Source organism: Paraflavitalea devenefica (assembly GCF_011759375.1).
GTDB classification, from domain to species: Bacteria; Bacteroidota; Bacteroidia; order Chitinophagales; family Chitinophagaceae; genus Paraflavitalea; species Paraflavitalea devenefica.
The window spans coordinates 836,019-855,357 of sequence record NZ_JAARML010000004.1 but is presented as its reverse complement, the minus strand read 5'-3'; the positions used below and the strand labels follow the sequence as shown (position 1 = coordinate 855,357).

The following is a 19,339-nucleotide window of genomic DNA, read 5'->3' as shown; positions in this document are numbered from 1 at the left end:
GAAAAAAATCAAAAGCCAATCAATAACCCTTTGTATTTTTAACACGCATCAAGCTCTTTCTTTTATTGCCTACCATCAGGGGTGGGTCAACATCGAGGAATGATGGGTCAACATGCCAAGAATTTACACTTAGGGCTACACACAACCTAATGGTGATCAGTTGTCATCTACCAGGGGTTGTGATTTGCTTTCAAATTATCAGTAGCTTAGGGCTACACACAACCATAAAATCAGCCTGGGCAGGGTGTGGACGGTTGTGATTTGCTTTCAAATTATCAGTAGCTTAGGGCTACACACAACTATATTCTATTTCTTTCCGCAATTATCCCTGTTGTGATTTGCTTTCAAATTATCAGTAGCTTAGGGCTACACACAACCCTAATAAGTGAGCAGATGTCGCTTGACCAGTTGTGATTTGCTTTCAAATTATCAGTAGCTTAGGGCTACACACAACTCAAGGGTCAGAGCTTGTCCACCTCCTGATGTTGTGATTTGCTTTCAAATTATCAGTAGCTTAGGGCTACACACAACGTGACGGCCTGGGGAGCCAAAGGCAGATCAGTTGTGATTTGCTTTCAAATTATCAGTAGCTTAGGGCTACACACAACCCGATCACTGTTGGCACCAGCGTGCCTTGTGGTTGTGATTTGCTTTCAAATTATCAGTAGCTTAGGGCTACACACAACTTCTTTTGCAGGAGTTATAATACTCTTCGTGTTGTGATTTGCTTTCAAATTATCAGTAGCTTAGGGCTACACACAACTGACATACCGATTTATGTAGGGCGTGCCGTGTTGTGATTTGCTTTCAAATTATCAGTAGCTTAGGGCTACACACAACGCCATTCATCGTAAAACAGGAGATAGTCAGGTTGTGATTTGCTTTCAAATTATCAGTAGCTTAGGGCTACACACAACCTGCTCGGATATTACCGTAGGAAGCGCATAGTTGTGATTTGCTTTCAAATTATCAGTAGCTTAGGGCTACACACAACAGGATTGGCTAAAACCCAGTCCTGTTGTGATTTTGAGCCGTTTTATAGGATTGAAAATCCCGTTTGGCCGGGTATTTTTTGAATTCTATTATCCCGCTTTTGGCTGCCGCGGCATTCCGGAGCGGATTCCGGAGATTTTTGTCTATCAGGCTACTAACTTATTGGATGCCTGCATGATGCGCCATCGTTCCTCTTGTTCTTTCCATCGTCCTTTGAGCCTTTGTTCTTCAATCCATTCCAGGTGCGCCTGGCGGGCGAGGCGTTTTCTTTCCTGCTGCAGTCGGTCGGCTGTATGGTCGTAGCTGCTCTTCCAGTGGTTTTTGCCCAGTATTTTCAGGTAGCGCCGGCATTTTGAGTTCTCGGTGAGGTGTTTTAAACGGGTTTTGTAGGTTTTCCCGCGCCTGAATGGTTTGTCCTTCCTGCCGGTTCTTAGCTGAATGCCAGTTTTCTGTTGATAAAGGACCCAGTACTCAACATAAGTCTCCCACAGGTAATCATAGGCGTCCTGGGCTGTGAAGCATTCATGTAGCATGGTGAGCGCTTCACCGGTAAAACCGCGGAACATCCAGAACTGCCGCCAGTGAAGGGGCAGGTCTTTGTAAATGGAAGAAGCAATTTTTGAGGCGCAGGCCAACAGGGTAGCATAATGCCTGGTCTTCGCAAAACGGGGATGTTTCAGCACCTTTTCGCGGGTGAGGCGGCTCTTTTTACGGGCATAATATTTCCCATCCATTTTGTAGAAGGTAAGGTCGTCCCAGGTGCATTCGAGGAATATGGGTCCGACTTGCTTTGCCATGTTATCAGATTTACCGGTAAAGTTAGGGAGGCTTATACTGTAAACAGTATAAGCATGACCGAAATGTCAGGAAATGACAGGTAATGACAGGTCTAATTTGTCTGGACCGGGATTTATTGGATTTTTGGGATTGAAGGGAAAGGCACAAGCACGCTCTCGCACATTGCCTGAACTGCATGCTTCTCGCGGAACAGGACAGGTCGCGCCAGCACTAAGGGTTGGAGTGATTTTGGTGGGTGGGATGGTCGGCTTCAGCCGGTTGTCCGTTTGATTTACAATAGATTATTGAGGGCGGACATTTTATGTGTAAAGCATTTTTATGAAAGTGCGCCTTTAATACGGTTGATCCCCGGCTTATCCCCGGCTCATGTACGGGTGATCCCCCGATAAAGTACGGCTGCTGTTTTTGATGTCTTGTTATTTCAGAATAGCTCCAACTGCTGTACTGTGTCCGGGTTTTGTACCAATTCATGCCCCCGGAATATTTCCATCATGCCGAATTGCTTGTCGGTCACACACATAATGCCTACATGCCCTTTGGGCGGAAGGATGCTTTTTACCCGTTTGATATGCACGTCGGCGTTTTCCCTGCTGCTGCAGTGCCGCAGGTATATGCTGAACTGGAACATCTGGAAGCCATCGGCCTGTATCTTTTTACGGAACAGGGCATAGTTCTTCCTGTCTTTCTTGGTGTCGGTAGGCAGGTCGAAAAATACTAAAACCCACATGATGCGGTAGGCATTTAGGCGTTCAAAGCCTCCTCCCGCTCCTCCTATGGGTGAGCGTAAGAAGCGTATATTCATTGTAATACAGGATACAATAGCTTGCGTGCTTTTCCTTCAAAACATTTCACCAGGCTGGCCGTAGTGCGTTGTACGGCATTCATGAGCGGACTTTTCTGTTCATCAATGATCACATCCATGGCCGGAATGGCTAAGAGATCCTTTTTCATCGTGGGCGTCATTTCCAGGAACCGGCCATTGCCGCGGATAATATGGCATACTACCTTATCTACATAGGGCCGGTAAGGTTCCATAATATCATCGGCCAGGCAATAAGCGTTATATTGATTACGGTGATGGATGCCGAAAGTGGGCAATAAACCGGATGCAACAAGGTTACGAGCTACCAACGCCCGGAGAATGGCATAACCATAATTCAGCAGGTTATTGGGCGGCGGACCATGCCGTTCCCGCCTGAATTCTAGGAAGTCCGGGAAGATCCGTTTCCAGTAATAGGCGGCTGCTTGGGCTTCATGGTTTTCACTGTCACCACTTTTTACGTTGGCAGCATAGTTTAGCAGCAGCTTATTTTCTTCTCTTTGTATAGCCAGTATAGCTGCCTGGTTCTGTATTTTGGCAGCCACGGTTTGTTGCCAAAGCTGTTTTTTAAGAGGGGCAGATGCTTCCAGTTGTGCCTGGAAATGCTGGCTTTGCAAAGTATTGCCGTCGAGGTTCAGCATCAAGCCGGTAGGGTGGTGGGTATGGTCGCAGGTAATAACGGCTGTATTGTTGGCTAATAGTTTGGCTAGTAATGCTTGGGTAATGGTTATCTGTTGGTGGTCAAGTATCAAAATACCAATATCTTCTATAGGCGCTGCTTTGGTCTCTCCGCTATCGTGCATCTCAATTACCAACTGTTCATTGGCTGTTTTGAGGTATGCAGGATTACCGAAATAAAGCGTTCGCTTTATCATGGGTATTGGTTTAGAACATATATAAACAAAAAGGTCTGCGATTTATTGTGTAACTCTTTATTTAAAAAGGATGCGGCAAAGATTGATTTTAAAAAAGCCATTCTATTTTACCATCTCCTTTTATTTTAAAGTCATAGTTTTCCACAACACAATTAAGTTTGTTTACCTTAAGTTTTAGTCTTGATTGGTATTTAGTCATGTTAAAAATTACTTCCTCCTCCTCTAATTCGCTATCTGGCCTGGCTTCCAAATGATTCTGCACATATAGGTAAGCGGTACCTTGCTCATTGAATTTATTAACCTTAAATATTCTGGAATTAATTTCAATAGTCGATAAATCTTTTAATTCATTTTTAGTTTCGTTAAAAAAAATTATCCTGTCTCCAACTCGTATAATGTATTTTAATGTAAGTTCATCTTTGCCTTTCAGGAGTATATTAAATTCTTTCTCTTTATAAATGTCGAGGTGGGAGTTTAAATTAACAAATGACTTAAGCGAAGCTATCTCGAATAAATTGATAATTCTGTCTGCACGCATCAGTTTATTGCCTTTTTGTAACTCGTAAACTAGATATAGGTAATTTGAATCATTTTTTGCAAGTATTGACTGTTTATGCAGATGCTTTGAAGGATGCGAATGCTTTTTTAGTTCAATAGCTTTTTCTTTTGACATAAAACCTACTCCAACCTTGACCCGGCATCGGATATGCCTAATTATTTTGTTGTTAAAATCCGTAATTTCATTTATCCTTATTCCGTTTTCGATTTGCTTTTTTATATATTTTTGTAAGAGCTCATCTACAATTATATCTTTTTCAATATTTATTTTTTCAATAGCTTTCCTGGCCACTATCCAAATTTCATCCTGATCATTTTTTTGTTTTAACAAATAATGCCCATTTTCTTTAAGAGCAAAACCGTCCTTGTTTCTTTCAGGGACCTTAATAGCGCCGAGAAATGTTTCTTCGTGTAGCTGACCTCTTATGCTATCCCCCTGGGCAACCATCGTTATTTTTTTACCATTTTTGTCTTTCGTAAGAATTATTTTTCCTCTTTGCCTGACATTCTTTATGGTTTTTGTGAGTGCCTGGTCTTTTGTAACATGATTAATCAAAATAGCTTGTTCTATTTTTTGCACATGGCTCATCTCATAATTTGGATATGGCTTTTCTTGATATTGTACTCTTTTTTCAATTGCTGAATAATATCTTTTTAAAATATCTTCTTTTTTGGCAGAACCGGGTATTAACGTAAGTACGGCAGCGTCTTTTGCATGGTGGCTATGTTTGCTTCTGTCCTTCTTTTCTTCACCCATGATACCGTATATTTTTCTAAATTCTGCGGTGATGATTCCTTTTTGTACCTCTACTTTATAAAACAAACTCTTTAAATAGGCCCTTGCATATTTTGAAATGATTTGAGTATCTACTAATTGGCTGTTCTTCCACCAATTTGGCATTTCCGTTAGGGTGAATGTTTTTACTTTCTTATCCCAATAGTCATGATCAAATTGTAATAAATGTCTTTTTTTAACCAAATCGTTTTTATATTCGATATTGCCTGCCCTTATCGCTTTTTTTGTATCGGATTTATTTTTCTCAATTCTTTCCTTAAGTGAGTCCACTTTTTTGATCCAGCTTTCAATCATGGGTGCAATTGCTTTATATCCGTTGCTATCAACTTCATAGTTGGGTAATTGAGTGGGCATCCTATTTTTCTTTACCTTCCTATTATATTCGGCATCGCATATTGTGAGGTTTGCTAAAGAATTATCGAATGATTGGCTCAAAGGTAAAGTATGTTCAAAATCATACGAAGTTCCATCAAACAGATCTGTTAACCTTATGATCTTTCCAGTATAAAGACATTGACAACCTTGTTCTTTCCAAAGACGATATTTTTCTACATCCTCCTTTAGTGTTTTAATCGTTTTATAAACTTCCTCGCCATTGTCCAACTGTTCCCACCATAACCTTACTTTATCAATATTAGTTGCATCATTTTCATTCAGATTAGGATACTTGTCTTTGGCTACTCCAATAATCGCTTTAGCAAATTCTTTGTTTTCTTCTTCTCTGTATCGTTGATGGGTTTGTATTGCCCAGCGCTTGTTTGCATCATTTAGTTCCCGCGACATTTCTATTACAATCTTTGTTTCACTACTTATCTTGCCCGCTTCTAAAAGATAATTAACGAGTTTGCGTAATTCATACATCGTACGCATTGCCATTGGATTTTTCCAACCCTTACTTGGAGGATTGGGATCCCCTAAACGGTTACCCTTTGCTTTTGGATAGATATCAATGTCAGATGGATGGTACATTTTTTTTAACCCAATTTCAGTTGCATTAAACTTTTCCCGGAGTACTTGTTTGATAGCTTCATCTAAACGTGGGATTTTGTAATAATCAATTTCGGGATTCTTATTTATTCCGGCTGAGGCCTTTTCGTCTTTTATTTGATTTCCATCGAGGAAGGTTAAATATTTATTCAAAATGAAATCAAAATATTCTTTCTTTTCATCCTCTGTTTTATCATTCCAGTTACTTTTACCAAAATAGTTACTTAATTTTTTCTCTACTTCCTCATAAGCCATTTCCTTTATGTGATCATCTACGCCTTTTGCTCTGGTTGAATTATTATCTGCGAAGTATTCCTGTATTAAACTGTTTACAATATTCAATTTTTCTTTAATGGTATCTGCCTTTTTAATTGTCGCTGCAACCTTTGATGTAATATCTGTTTGGTTGGCCTGAAAGAATTCTTTACCCAATACTTTTGAGAGATTGGCAAATGATACTGCTTCTGAGTAAATAAAACCCTGTTGTAGGAACGGAATTATTTTATCAATCGAGTTCTTACTAAGGGAGCTATAGCCTTGTTCAACAGTTATTTCAATAAAATTACTTGATCTTTCTTCGTCCCAGCCTAGAACCCCTTTGCAGAAATCGGCTAACCCTTTTTCATCATCTTTTGTTTGTATGAAGTCATAAAGCAGGTGCCATATTCCCTCATAGTTTAACTTTCTTTCTTTTACAATTTCACCATTATATTTTAGATTATAAGCCAATGACAAACCGCTCCAATCAATGCCGAACCTGTCTTCATCTGTAATGAACTTGGTTTTCCATTCGTTGTCGAATAGATTCATCAGACCCGCAATAAAAGGACAGGTTGAGATAATAGGCTTATTTTTAAAATTAAATTCCCATTTGCCATTTCCCGAAAAAGCGTTAATAATGTCATCAAAAGATAAAGTGCCACTTTCGCTTACCTTACCTTTATTCTTGCCTTTCTCCAATCTTCTAAAGAATAGTTGCTCTAAAATTTGTTTCTTTACGCTAATGGGAATAGGCTCAAAGTGTTTTCTTGTATGTGCTTCCCGCCAATGCAGGTTATTGATGAAAGCCAATGCTCTGAACTCCTCAAAAGCAGGATGGCTTAGGGGAATCCGAGTTTTATCTTTCTCCAGGGTACATTTGCCCACCAATCCTTTTTGAGAACGTAATGGCCGTACAAAATAAATTGCTTTATGTATTTTGTTGGCTAAGTCCTGACCGATATTTTGTTTTTTGCAAATGCTAAAGAACTCATCTTCATTTAGACCTCTTTGAATAACTGCATTGTTCCGGATCCTGTTCTTTCTTAATTCGGGATCGGGATCTTTTCCTGATTGAATATATAAATAGATTTGAGATGGTTTCCAATCAGACTTATCAGGATATGTTTCTTTGAATTTCTTAAACAACTCATTATTGGCATAAGAAGTGGTCCCACTTTTCCTACTGGTTTTAAATCCTCTTCGCTGAACCAAATGATAAAAGGAGCGCCCGATTTTATATAATCTTAAGGGATCAGATTCATTGACATTCTCTATTAAATCTGATCGTAACATATAGGTGTTAGCATATGCTGGCTTAAGTTTTACATCTGGATCAATATTTTTTCCAATTCGTTCAAAATCCATTGCCAGCCAAGCGGTAAAATCCGGAGAAGTTGGATAGATTCTTCCCTTGTTTTTTCCATTCTGCCAGTTGCCAATACTCCAAAGCCTTAATTCTTCTTCAGTAATAGGACACATTCCATTTCTTAACAATTCCAATAAAGTGGCCCACTTACGATATCTTTTAGCATTATATAGCCTGCGTTTGCTCCTGTTAACCCTTCTTTCTGCTGCTAAAGAAAATTCTCCCGATTTTCCTTCCCCAACTCCTTTTTTGAAAACGATGACACCATAATCTACGATTTGATCATCAGTATCGCTATTTAAGTCTCTTATTGCCCAACCAATTGAGTTTGTTCCTAAATCTATCCCTAAAATATTTGTCATCTTATTTGGGGAGTTAAGTATTAAATTATATTATTGTATCGCAAATCACAACAAGGCTATAAGCCGAAGAATTTCTTAAGCCCCGCGCACAACGTGGGGCTTTTTATTGCTCACTCCAGCACTGCCTCCTGTCCATTATTAACACCCCCCGGCACCTCCACCAATGGCTCCTCAACCACTGCTGCCACTTTCTTACCTTTCCGATCGGGTTTACCACTCCGGTGCACCTTAATCAGTGCTGGATCAATCTTTTCCAGGACGATCCTGTTCAGCGACTTGATAATATCAGCCTCTTCGCACTTCTCGCCATACTTATTCCGGATGAGTTTCTTCAGCACACCCACCACTTCCTTACTATAAATAATGCCAGCCACATTCAGCGGGTCAAGCGCTTCACATTTATTCCATAACTGCTTCAGGCCCTTCTTCATAATCGCTTCCTTATGCAGGTACTGCAGGTGCTCAATATCATGTTTCAGGGTGGAAGCATCGGTCAGGTCTACGGAAAATATCTTCCTGGACTCAATCGGTTTATTAAAAAGGATCTTATAAAAGTCGAAATGCTTACCATTGGTCAGCAAGGCCCATTCAATACCTTCATTAGCGCCATAATTAATGGTCTGACGCAGGTGCTTTTCCGATAACTGTAAAGACAAAGCCTTTACCTCCACCAGGAAATGACGGATACCGCCTATCTGGATCACATAATCTGCATAGGTGCCTTTGATCATGTACTCGGTCTTAATCTCTTCAATAGGGAGGTAGCCCAGCACATCACAAAGGAAGCTGTTGATCATTAAACGGGTACCGGATTCATCTAATTCAGTAAGGTCGCGGTTAAGAAATTGTTTTTTGTAGGATTTCAAAGCAAGCAGCATCCTGCTTTTCTTAGCAAGCGTTAGCATAAGCAGTCGTTAAGGGTTAAAAATGTGAGACTACATAAAATAATAAATAATACACCAGACTTCCAACAACACTGTACATTTTGACCGGATACGGGTATTCCCCACTTATAGGAACGGATTTAAAGGCCATTTGTCCCGGCCAGTCTTTAAATTTTTTTAATGAGGCGAGACGATTTCTTTGATAATGTCATTGAATGGCAAGAAAAATGGCCACCCACCTCTTTTGACACTTCAAAAATAGCCCCCCTCCAACCGGCTTTTTTACGGGAACCCGTATCGTCAACTTGTTAACAACTTGCAAAAATAACATCCCTCCAACCTCCTGGTAGTCAATGATAAAGTGGCCCTTCCTACATACCGCACGTCACTATTGGCACGGGCATTGAATAGTGTCTTTTCGAGAGAACAGCATTATTAACCAAAAGCATGGCTATGAACCAATCATTTAGGATTAACTTTAAGTATCCGTTCAAAGGGAAAAGTTTCTCTATTGAACTCACAGGAGATGCAACCCTTCATCAATCTTCCCCTTACTATACCGTCAGCAACATACGCTTCACCACTCATTCCGATCAACCACGGGATGCACTGCCTGAAATAAAAATTCAGCAACGTGAAATGCAGGGTGAAAAAGTATGGGTTCACATGGATACACAAAAAGAAAGTGAATTAAGCCGCATCGTGGGACAAGCCATCGATGACCATCTGGCCGGTTCCCGCTCTTAAAAGCGGTACACAATACTCCTATGAACAACGCCGGTGATAATACGCCGGGTTACAGGAACCGGGAGCCGCTAAGCATGGCTTCCGGTTTTTTTTAATGTATAAAATATCCCCTCCACAGTGTGGAAAATTATCCTATGCCACAAAGCGCATAAACAGAAGCGTTTCCTGGCATCGTTTTTTAGCCATTTATCGATAGATGAAAAAACAACCTGCTACACAGCAGCGCAATCAAAAACGCAGGGAAGACAACCAGGATTTTGATGATTAACAAATAAAATAATATTGAAAAACCACTATAATTGGGGTGAGCAACCTGTGCAGACCAATAGCAGTAGGTTGCTCATCCTTTTGTTATCCGGCTCCGGCTTCCACACACATAAAGAATAAACTTCAGGTATACTACTACGGAAGAACAGTAAATCTCGACAACATACCTATAATAAACTTCTTTTTCCTCCGGGCAACCCTTTCGTCGTGGATTGCATTTATATTCGTAAGCCACGCCTAAACATGGAACTGGAAACACTGCTCAGGAAATGCCAACAGAATAACCGTACTGCCCAGCAGGCCCTGTACGAGCAATATGCCGCACGGCTTTTCCTGGTATGCAGGCGTTATGTAAAGACCGACGAACTGGCCGAGGAAATGCTCATGAACGGTTTTCTGAAATTCTTCCGGTCGCTACACCAGTTTACCTATGTGAATGAAAGGGCCACCTTTGCCTGGCTTAAAAAGATTGTGATCAATGAATGCCTGATGGAACTGCGTAGCGCCAATAGCTTTTTGCAGGTGACCATGGATGAAATACCCGAGATAGCCGGCGATGATAACATGCTGGATCGCCTGGAGGCCGCAGAGATCATACAATTGATAACAGAACTACCGGTGGGCTATCGAACAGTGTTTAACCTGTTCGTACTGGAAGAGATGACACACCGCGAAATTGCCGCACTACTGGGCATCAGCGAGGGAACTTCCAAATCACAGTTGAGCAAGGCCAGGTTAGTATTACAACAATTGCTTATTAAAAACAATGCCGCTTATGGAACCCGGAAAGCAAGATAGCAGTATACGGGAGCAGCTCGATAAATTGTGCCAGGTGCCCGATAGCTTCCGGTTCCGCCAGGCCCTCGTATGGGAGCAGGTAGAAACCCGTTTAAAGGAAAAGCAAAAGAAACGCAAGCCCATGGGCTGGCTGTATGGGGCTGCTGCGGCTGTATTATTACTCTTGGCTGGCTGGTGGTGGCTGAATGATAAAAAAGTGGAACCCCCGGTATCAGAGAAAAAGATGCCTGTTTCGAACCAAAGTAGCACAACAATAGGTCGCGATACCACGCAAAAAGCCATCCTGCCAGAAACTCCGGTACAGCAGTCTGCAAACACTGTTGTAAAACGGCCCGGTGCTGCTCATACCACAACCGGTAATCCGGTGAAGCAGGACAGTATGGTGGTAGAGCTTATTAGCGCCAACAAGGCTATGGCTGCTGTAACGGATAGCAATAACCAACAGCTTACTGCTATGCCACTGGCTGTAGACAGTTTGCTGGTGACAAAAACAGTAAGGAAGCCGAGGTTTGGTATTGCGCATATCAATGAACTGGATAATAACAGGAATGATGCCATAACAGCGCAACAGGTGGTGAAGAAAAAGCCACTGCTGTCTTCCTTCCGGTTTTCGCCCAAAAATGCTGCAAACGATATAATACTCAACGAAAACACACTTTTCGTAGGAGCTCCGCCACGAAGTTTTTTAAAATCCGTTCAAATCACCAAAGAGTAAATATGAAACAAATTGTATGGATCATGGTGCTTGCACTGGCAAGCGCCACACAGGATCTCTATGCCCAGACCACTAAATCAAACATGGAAGCACACTTCAACACGCCTCCCCCAGGTGAACTGCCCCTGCGTGCTGTAATTGACCTGAAAGCGGGGAACAAGATCATATTTGAGTTTACCAATCTTGCACAGGTGGCTGCTGTGCCCAACACCGATTCGCTCGTAAAAGCTATTTGGACCGCGTTGGCTCCCTTCCGCGACAGTCTTTCCAAACCACTGGTAAGCCGCCGGGTAGACTATTACACCACCGGGTTAGATGAGCGGATAAGAATAACCGAATATCATCAAAACGGAAGCATGTACAGCATAACAGGCAATGAAATTCTGCAACTCAAAACGGCACAGGACACTTTACGGATTAAGCAGCTAACCCCGCCACCGGCCAGGCGCAGGAAAGGAGATACTACAGCCATACCTTATTTTATTATGCTGGTATTGAATAACATTACAGATATAGAATCCCTGCCGGATGGTGAGTTGCAGGCAGCTACCAGCCTCGTGTGGGAGGATGTGCGGAAGTCTGGCTATGCAAAAAATACCAATCCTGCCCTGCGCATGGATGCCTGGTATAATCTGAAAGAGCAGAAACGGGTTGCTCCTCAGAAGAAGGAGGGCCTGCTAACAGGGAATGGCACCTTCCTTTCGCTTTATTCTACTTTTGGCCTTCAATATGTGTATGATAGCTGGATACCTTCTGTTGCAGGTGGGGTGGAGATGAGGCGAATGATGAATCAACGGAAATGGTGGTCCGTAGCACTGTATGTGGATGCCTATCCTTTGTACACGCGGAACGTTGCCACCGGTAAGGGGTTGATAGAGAGCAACACCTTTATTTGTGGGCGGTATACATTTGGGACTTCGTCGAAGACGGATCCTTCACGCCTGGCCATTTCAAACAGTGTAGCCATTGGATACCTGGTGCAAAGAAACAGTGAATTCTTTGACAAAGTTACCTTTAAGATAACCCTGCCGGGGTTGCGCTTCCATAACGTGGCGCTTGAGCCGGAGTTGATTAACGGAGCTACTTCTTTAAAGCTAAATTTGTTTATTCAATAAGATAGGTGGCGCTCAGCAGAAGATCCCATTACTCACCATACAAATAATCATCAATATTTTCCAGGGCATCATCAGTCAGGAACTCCTTACACGTGCAGTATTCGCCCATGGGGCAGGAGGGAGGATCATAACTGCATAGCTCAAAAGTGGTCAGACTACTATTGTTAATATCCGTTTTAATATCCAGTGTACTTACCAGCAGTTGATATTTTTTGCTGACCGGCACATCATCCGGGATATCTGTATCCAGGTTCCAGGTGAACATCATCTTGCCGAAAGCGTCGCACAGCTTTTCCATTTGCTGGCTGGACAATAAATGAGCAGGAGGGAATTGCTCCGGCGATAATCCGCAATAATATCCAAAAGTATAAACAGGATCACTCTCCGGCCATCGCTCAGCATCTTCCGCATAATCTTCTACCACCTCCGGGTAAATAGAAGGGGAGGCGGGTTGCCCCTGACGTTCGGCTTCCAGGATGTCTGCCAAAAGGTAAGTAATATACGCTTCCATGCCGCTGAGCATTTTTATAGCCCTATAAGGATATACGGGAAAATGCAATAAAGGATTTCCTGTATAACCACTTAGGTAAAATAAAGTTGCACAAGCTTTCCGGTCCGGCAATATTACTTTTCAGATATAATAATTTAGTAAATACAGCATGGCGTCCTTTCCCGCTCCTCCGCCTGGGATAGTAAGGGGATACTAAATGGGTACTAAATAGCAAAGCTATACCAACCTTAACCCAACGATATATTAAAGGCGCATTTTACTAAAATCGCAACCTCGTCACATCTCCCGCATAAACATCTGGGTAAACGTTCAACTGTTTTACAATCAATTACTTTACTATTCTTCAAACTGGCGCAAGTAGGCCGCCTGGCGCTGTGCGGAAGAGTACTTGTGCCCTCCAAACCCTTAGTGCCGCAGCTCTTCGAGGCTTTTAGCCTCGAAGGCCTATTACGGGGCTTTTAGCCCCAAAACCGCGCCCGGTCTCTCCTCCCAATCCCATAAATCCCATTAATCCCCCAAATCTTGGTTCGGACAATAAATATGCATAAATTTATACATATAATCCAAATCTATGGCAAAACAAATCGCCGGACTCTGCCGCTTTGAAGGCACCATGCATGGCATCACCTTCTATAAAATGGACGGGCAGTATTACGCCCGTGCCCAAAGCTCCCTCACCAGTGAGCGGGTCAAAACCAGTGATGAATTCAAGTGGACGATGGCCTATGCCAGCCTGCTGGCCCGCGCCTCAAAGATCGGCTCACAGATCTACAAAGCCCTGCCACCCGGCTGGCGCCAGTTCTGGATGTACCGCTCCTTTACCGGTGAAGCATTTACACTCTTGAAAAAGAATCCTTATACGGATGAACAGGTAAAACAGATACTTTGGAAATGTTACGTGGAATACTGGGAACAAATAAAAGCAGTTGATCCCAACAATCCCATCTTCCAGCCCAAACCAAAAAAGATCAGGAAGAGAAGGGTAGTATCCCTCGAAGCCATGATGCGCAAGCGTGATAAATACGGCAAACCCAAATATCCGGAACTCATCAAAGCAGAAAAAGAACGCAAAGCCTGTGAAGCAAAAGAAGCCTGGATCAAAAAGCTCGAAGAAAAGAAAAGATTAGCAACCGAACTCTCCTCCTGCTCTTCGGAGAAGCCTGCTGACAGTATTACTGTTGCACGGGAAGAACCGGGAATCAATCACGCCGTTACACCTAAAGAACCAGCAACCAGTAACCTGAAACCAGCAACCCTCAGCACCTGGCACATAACCGCTGAAGGAACGCTCTATACTGGAGAAAACTTTGCTGTCATTCATCACGCTGCTGCACTTGGAGAAACAGGAATCCATTCCCCTCCCATTTTACCCAAATACCTGTAATTTTTACAATTAATGCTTGATAAGTTTAAATTCTCGCAAAGAACATTGTACATTTAAAATACGATCACATTCACTATTATCTTTAACCCTTGAATACTGCTGCTAAACTTTCGGCACAATAATCTTTACAGGTATTATTGAACAACCAACCAAAACCAACACACATGCCTTGTCCTGCAAGCCTTGTCCGCTTTACTTGTGGACCTCCATCAGTCAGTACTATATTTCCCCCAAAGCTTATTGTATATTGATCAATGCATGATCAATACAGGATGATATAACAGGGGTTATATCATAACGCTTTCTTTTTCGGAGCCATACCGCTCCGCAGGGATTCGTTTGCCTATGCCTGCCTGCGTTTATGAGCAATAACAATAAGAACAGGGCGTAATATTTTCTTAACACCCATAAGATGGTACTATCCATCACCATCCGTGTCAATAACATAAAGTGACCAACCAAAACTAACTGTGAACACCAAAGCCTATTACATAGCTTGTTTGCTGCTCTTATGCTTCACGGCAACGTATGCACAGGAAAGCCAGCCATCGGTATACGATCGCGTGTACCGCCTGCCGGGTAAACTCCTCGATGGGTTGACGGGCCGCGTAAATAAAGTGCAGCAAAACATACTGAAGCAAACAGAAAAATATTGCCGGCAACTCGCCCGTAGCGAAAAGGCCCTGAAAAAGAAATTGGCCCGCAAAGATAGTGCCGCTGCCAATAAGATATTTGGTAACACAGACAGTATATACCAACAGTTCAGCAACAGGATACAGCAAAGCGCTGGTAATAACAACAACGCATTCACAAATAACTATAGCCCGCGGCTCGACTCCTTAACAACAGCCGTACAATTCCTGGACAAGACCGGCGTCATTGGCCAGTCTGCCCAAAGCGCACAGCAGGTAAAAGAGCTGCTTACCAAATACAGCGAATTGCAAGGGGTGCTTAACAATGCAGATGTTGTTAAGCAACTGCTCGCCGAAAGACAGCAAATGCTGCAGCAACAATTACAGCAATGGCAATTGCCCGGTTTACAACAACTACGAAAGCACCTATACTATTACCAGGCGCAGATGGACGCCTGCAAGCAACTATGGGAAGATCCTTCCGTCCTTGAGCAAAAACTGGCCAGCCTCCTTTGTAAAATACCACAGTTCAGGCAGTTCTTTGATCAGTACTCCGGCCTCGGCGCCGTATTCCAGTTGCCCGGCAATACCAATCCCATGGCGGCCAACAGCAGCCTGCAAACAAGAGACGCCTTAAACCAATTCCTCCAGGCCAACAACAGCGGCAACCTCAACCTGCAGGCACAGTTGCAAAATAACCTGCCTGCTCCGACCCAGTTAAATTCATTGAATGAAAGTCTGCTTAATTCCCCCTCCACCGGAGAGCTTGTCCCGCAACAGCGGGAGGGTGGGGGGGAGGCCCTACCCGGCTTCAAACCCAATCACCAGAAAGTAAAGTCATTCCTGAAAAGAATAGAACTCGGTACCAACATACAAACTACAAAATCCAGCTACCTCTTTCCGGCCACCTCTGATATAGCGTTGAGTGCAGGCTATCGCCTCAATGATAAAAGCATCGTTGGCATCGGCGCTGGTGGTAAAATAGGCTGGGGTAAGGGTTGGAACAATATAGACGTAACAGGGCAGGGTATCTCCTTGCGCTCCTTCCTCGATTATAAAATAAAAGGCAACTGGTGGCTGTCCGGCGGCTGGGAATACCATTACCAGCAACCTGTCGTAGTTGTCAGGGAACTACAAAAAATAGATCACTGGAAACAGGCTGGCCTCCTGGGCCTCACTAAGATTGTTCCTGTTAAAATGAAAACCTTTAAAAAATACCGCCTGCAAGTATACTATGACTTCCTGTATCAATATAAACTCCCCGCTACGGAGCCGGTTAAGTTCCGCATGGGGTACACCTTTTAAACAATCAACCATTAACATGAGATCCTTGTTTTGCCTCTTACTGCTATGCCTTGCCCATATCCTGCAGGCGCAGTATGTTAAATCCTACATTCCCCCTTCTCCCAATGCCGCCAGCCTTGGCCAGTATGGCCAGGTGCCGGTAAGTGAGTACAGCGGTATTCCCGAAATAAAAATTCCGCTTGATAGCATCGATGTAAACGGGTTTACCCTTCCACTTTCATTATCCTACCATGCCGGTGGTTTCAGGCGGTCGGATGAGGCCTCCTGGACAGGCCTGGGATGGTCGCTCCAAACGGGTGGTGTAATTACCCGCAGCAAACGGCATAAAGACGACTTTGGTAACGATGGCTTTTTCAGTACCACTTCCAGCCGCCCCTGCGGGGAAGACGTAGACCAGGAGCCCGATATGTTTTACTACAACTTCAACGGTAAAGCCGGTAAATTCATCATCCTCGGTCCATCGGCCACTTACAAAGTGCGCACCTTTACGAGAGACAACCTGAAAATAGAATACAACAACCTCCGGGCAACCTTTACCATCACCACCGGTGAAGGCATCATCTACCGTTTTGAAACCGTTGAGCGTACCACGGAAACGACGGTAGCTACAGCCAAACCAACGGAAACAGAAACCTTCATATCTACCTGGTTCCTCAGCAGCATTGAACTGGTCAATGGTACCCGGATCAACTTTACTTACCTGGCAAATAACAATACTAAGATCAGCAAGTCCATTGTATCGGGTGATGATGAAAAAACGTTGTCCTATTCACCCACGCAATTGAACCAGAGTTGCTGCGCTGCAGGTTACGACGCCGTACTCCCCGATTCCAACAGGAGTACCACTACGCTCCAAACCAATGAGGTCATCCTTTCAAGGATTGATTTTCCCAATGGGGCCGTACAGTTCTATACCTCTTCACGTACCGACCTGAAAATAGTAGCAGGTACCTCCCCGGCAAAAAAACTGGATAGCGTACAGCTCTATGCCGGTGTGGGTGACAACCTGAGCCTGCTGAACACATTTGCCCTTACCTACGATTACTATTCTTCCGGCAGTGGTAACACAGCCGATCTGTCAACCCGGTTAAGGCTATTAAGCATACGCGAAAAAACACCGCAGGCGGCTTTCAAACCTTTTACCATCAGTTATCCGGGCAATTACCTGCCAGATAAAACCAGTGGCTTTAGCAACTACCTCGGAACGGCCGGCCTCTTACAATCCATTGTATATCCAACCGGGGGCTCTGTGGTATTCCTCTTTGAGCCTCATTCGGTGGCAGGCCCGCTGGCCGGTGCAAGGATCCAGAAAATCTACGCCAGAGATCCCACTGATAGCCTTGATGTAAGACGCTTTGAATACATCGGTGGAAAGGTGATGGGCAAGATCATGCAGGGCTTATACTTTACCTATACCCAGCGGATGCTCATTACAGATTGTTGCGGCTCTACAGCCAATGCTACCATTGAAAGGGAACAAAAGCTCTATACCGATTTTTCCTCCCTGTCCGAAACCATCAATGGCTACATTGTAGGCTACGACCAGGTGATCACCTGGCTGGGAGAAAACGGGGAGAACGGTAAAATAGAATCCTTCTTTGAGAACACCGCCCCCGCCGATCCTGATTACCACCAGGGGCGATATCCGGTTCCCGTTCCCCTTAATACCTCCGTTAAGAACGGATTGCTGAAAGAACAATACCAATACAGGAATAACAATGGCGCATTCGTGCCCGTACATTTCCTCCGGTACATCTACAACTCAACCGACGCCATGAACACTACGGCCAGGCGTTATGCTTTTGACAAATGCGATTGGACTTATACCATTACCACCGAATGGGTGCGTCCAACCTCGCAGGTAGTATACAATTATGAGCTCAATGGCGCCAACCCGGTTTCCTATACCACCCAGTTCTATTATGATGATGCCGGCAATGCTTTACCCACCCGCACCTTGCTCACTACCGATAGTAAGGGCAAGCCGGTGCTTACTACCAACACCTATGTGAAGCAAAAATCCACGCAGCAGGGCGGCATATACACCACCATGCTCAATAAAAATATGATCAGCATACTGGTTGACCAGGAAAAAACCAGGGATGGCCTCCCGGTCTCCAAAAGCACTACCCAATACAGGGATTGGTACAACAATGGCAAAATACTCCTGCCCGAAACCATACAGTTGCAAAAAGGAAGTGATAGCCCGTACATCAGTGTGCGCTACCATGCCTATAATGAAAGCGGGGACGTAGTGGCGCAATCCAAAGAGGCCGGTAGTGCATTATCCTATATATGGGCTTATGGCGATCAGTATCCCATTGCAGAGATCACCAATGCCGATCCGTTGCCTGTAACAGAGATTACCACCAATCCGCACAATGTGGGCCAGTTCCTGAACCTGGGGTCTTCCGCCTTCCAGGATTTTGAATCCTTCAGCACCAACTATGCACAAACCTACAGCTTCTCTGTGCGCGTAGTGCCGTTGGTGGCGAACAATGGCTCCTTCAACGGCCGTATCACCCTGCGCTTAATGAAGGTAGGTAGCCAGCTTCCACTCTTTGAAGGATATTACTATAGCAACAATACCTTTGCCGAATCTGTAACCCTGCCCAGCGGAACAGGTACCTACTACTTCAGTGTAGCCGTACCACAGGCAGGTACCAATACCACCAATATCCGCCTTGATATCACTTCTTCTTACAAGAAAACATACAGCTACTACAGCTATTTCCACACCAGCTTTGAAGAACTGACGACCAACTTTGTTATGGATGGCCGTACCGGTAAAAAATGCTACAAGGGTGTTTACTTGCTTTCTAACAGAAGGCCTCCGGGCGAATACATCGTATCATGGTGGGAAAAACCAGGTACCGGTGGAAATTGGGTATACAATGAACAACTGCTTACGATAGCTGCCAATGATAATACCAACTTTGGTATGGGCACAGGGGGCGATGTACTCATTGATGAAGTACGTCTTTATCCCAGGTATGCCAAAATGACCACCTACACCTGGCAGCCGGGTGTAGGCATGATTTCCCGCTGCGATGAACGGAACCAGGTGACCACGTATGAATATGATGAACTGAACCGGCTGAGGGTTATCCGGGACCATAATAATAATATCCTCAAAACCATTGAATACAACTATAAAAATTAGTG

13 protein-coding genes and 1 CRISPR repeat array are annotated in these 19,339 nt (G+C 43.8%); of the genes, 7 read left to right on the top strand and 6 right to left on the bottom strand.

The window, feature by feature from the left end; all coding sequences use genetic code 11:
• Positions 1-176: 176 nt before the first annotated feature.
• A CRISPR array of direct repeats spans positions 177-994; the repeat unit is 47 nt; unit sequence GTTGTGATTTGCTTTCAAATTATCAGTAGCTTAGGGCTACACACAAC.
• Positions 995-1,139: 145 nt separating this feature from the next.
• The 5 genes from HB364_RS24995 to HB364_RS24975 form a co-directional block, all read right to left on the bottom strand.
• Positions 1,140-1,790: a hypothetical protein gene (locus HB364_RS24995; RefSeq protein ID WP_167291054.1), complete on the bottom strand. Its 651-nt coding sequence runs from the start codon at positions 1,788-1,790 to the stop codon at positions 1,140-1,142.
• Positions 1,791-2,212: 422 nt separating this feature from the next.
• A complete protein-coding gene (gene cas2 / locus HB364_RS24990; RefSeq protein ID WP_167291053.1) occupies positions 2,213-2,593 on the bottom strand; it encodes a CRISPR-associated endonuclease Cas2 in 381 nt (126 codons plus the stop codon).
• The gene (gene cas1 / locus HB364_RS24985; RefSeq protein WP_167291052.1) at positions 2,590-3,486 is read right to left on the bottom strand and encodes a type II CRISPR-associated endonuclease Cas1; all 897 of its coding nucleotides are present in this window, start codon (positions 3,484-3,486) and stop codon (positions 2,590-2,592) included. The genes cas2 and cas1 overlap by 4 nt, the downstream gene beginning before the upstream one ends.
• Positions 3,487-3,574: 88 nt before the next feature.
• Positions 3,575-7,816 carry a type II CRISPR RNA-guided endonuclease Cas9 gene (gene cas9 / locus HB364_RS24980; RefSeq protein ID WP_167291051.1) on the bottom strand — a complete coding sequence of 1,414 codons (4,242 nt, stop codon included), beginning with the start codon at positions 7,814-7,816 and terminating at the stop codon, positions 3,575-3,577.
• Positions 7,817-7,926: 110 nt separating this feature from the next.
• On the bottom strand, positions 7,927-8,721 hold the full coding sequence (locus HB364_RS24975) for a type I restriction enzyme HsdR N-terminal domain-containing protein (RefSeq protein WP_167291050.1): 795 nt from the start codon (positions 8,719-8,721) through the stop codon (positions 7,927-7,929).
• Between the two features lie 432 nt (positions 8,722-9,153).
• Between HB364_RS24975 and HB364_RS24970 the strand changes: the two genes are divergently transcribed.
• The 4 genes from HB364_RS24970 to HB364_RS24955 all read left to right on the top strand — a co-directional run bounded on the left by HB364_RS24970 (position 9,154) and on the right by HB364_RS24955 (position 12,342).
• On the top strand, positions 9,154-9,447 hold the full coding sequence (locus HB364_RS24970; protein WP_167291049.1) for a hypothetical protein: 294 nt from the start codon (positions 9,154-9,156) through the stop codon (positions 9,445-9,447).
• 510 nt (positions 9,448-9,957) lie between these two features.
• A complete protein-coding gene (locus HB364_RS24965) occupies positions 9,958-10,512 on the top strand; it encodes an RNA polymerase sigma factor (protein WP_167291048.1) in 555 nt (184 codons plus the stop codon).
• Entirely contained in the window at positions 10,490-11,227 is a 738-nt protein-coding gene (locus tag HB364_RS24960; RefSeq protein ID WP_167291047.1) for a hypothetical protein, read from the top strand. The genes HB364_RS24965 and HB364_RS24960 overlap by 23 nt, the downstream gene beginning before the upstream one ends.
• Positions 11,228-11,229: 2 nt before the next feature.
• Positions 11,230-12,342 carry a hypothetical protein gene (locus HB364_RS24955; RefSeq protein ID WP_167291046.1) on the top strand — a complete coding sequence of 371 codons (1,113 nt, stop codon included), beginning with the start codon at positions 11,230-11,232 and terminating at the stop codon, positions 12,340-12,342.
• Between the two features lie 28 nt (positions 12,343-12,370).
• On the opposite strand, the gene HB364_RS24950 is transcribed toward HB364_RS24955, so the two are convergent.
• On the bottom strand, positions 12,371-12,853 hold the full coding sequence (locus tag HB364_RS24950) for a hypothetical protein (protein ID WP_167291045.1): 483 nt from the start codon (positions 12,851-12,853) through the stop codon (positions 12,371-12,373).
• 571 nt (positions 12,854-13,424) lie between these two features.
• Between HB364_RS24950 and HB364_RS24945 the strand changes: the two genes are divergently transcribed.
• The 3 genes from HB364_RS24945 to HB364_RS24935 all read left to right on the top strand — a co-directional run bounded on the left by HB364_RS24945 (position 13,425) and on the right by HB364_RS24935 (position 19,337).
• Positions 13,425-14,237: a hypothetical protein gene (locus tag HB364_RS24945; protein WP_167291044.1), complete on the top strand. Its 813-nt coding sequence runs from the start codon at positions 13,425-13,427 to the stop codon at positions 14,235-14,237.
• A gap of 470 nt (positions 14,238-14,707) precedes the next feature.
• Positions 14,708-16,174 carry a hypothetical protein gene (locus HB364_RS24940; protein WP_167291043.1) on the top strand — a complete coding sequence of 489 codons (1,467 nt, stop codon included), beginning with the start codon at positions 14,708-14,710 and terminating at the stop codon, positions 16,172-16,174.
• Positions 16,175-16,190: 16 nt separating this feature from the next.
• Positions 16,191-19,337 carry a hypothetical protein gene (locus HB364_RS24935; protein ID WP_167291042.1) on the top strand — a complete coding sequence of 1,049 codons (3,147 nt, stop codon included), beginning with the start codon at positions 16,191-16,193 and terminating at the stop codon, positions 19,335-19,337.
• The last annotated feature ends 2 nt before the right edge of the window (positions 19,338-19,339 follow it).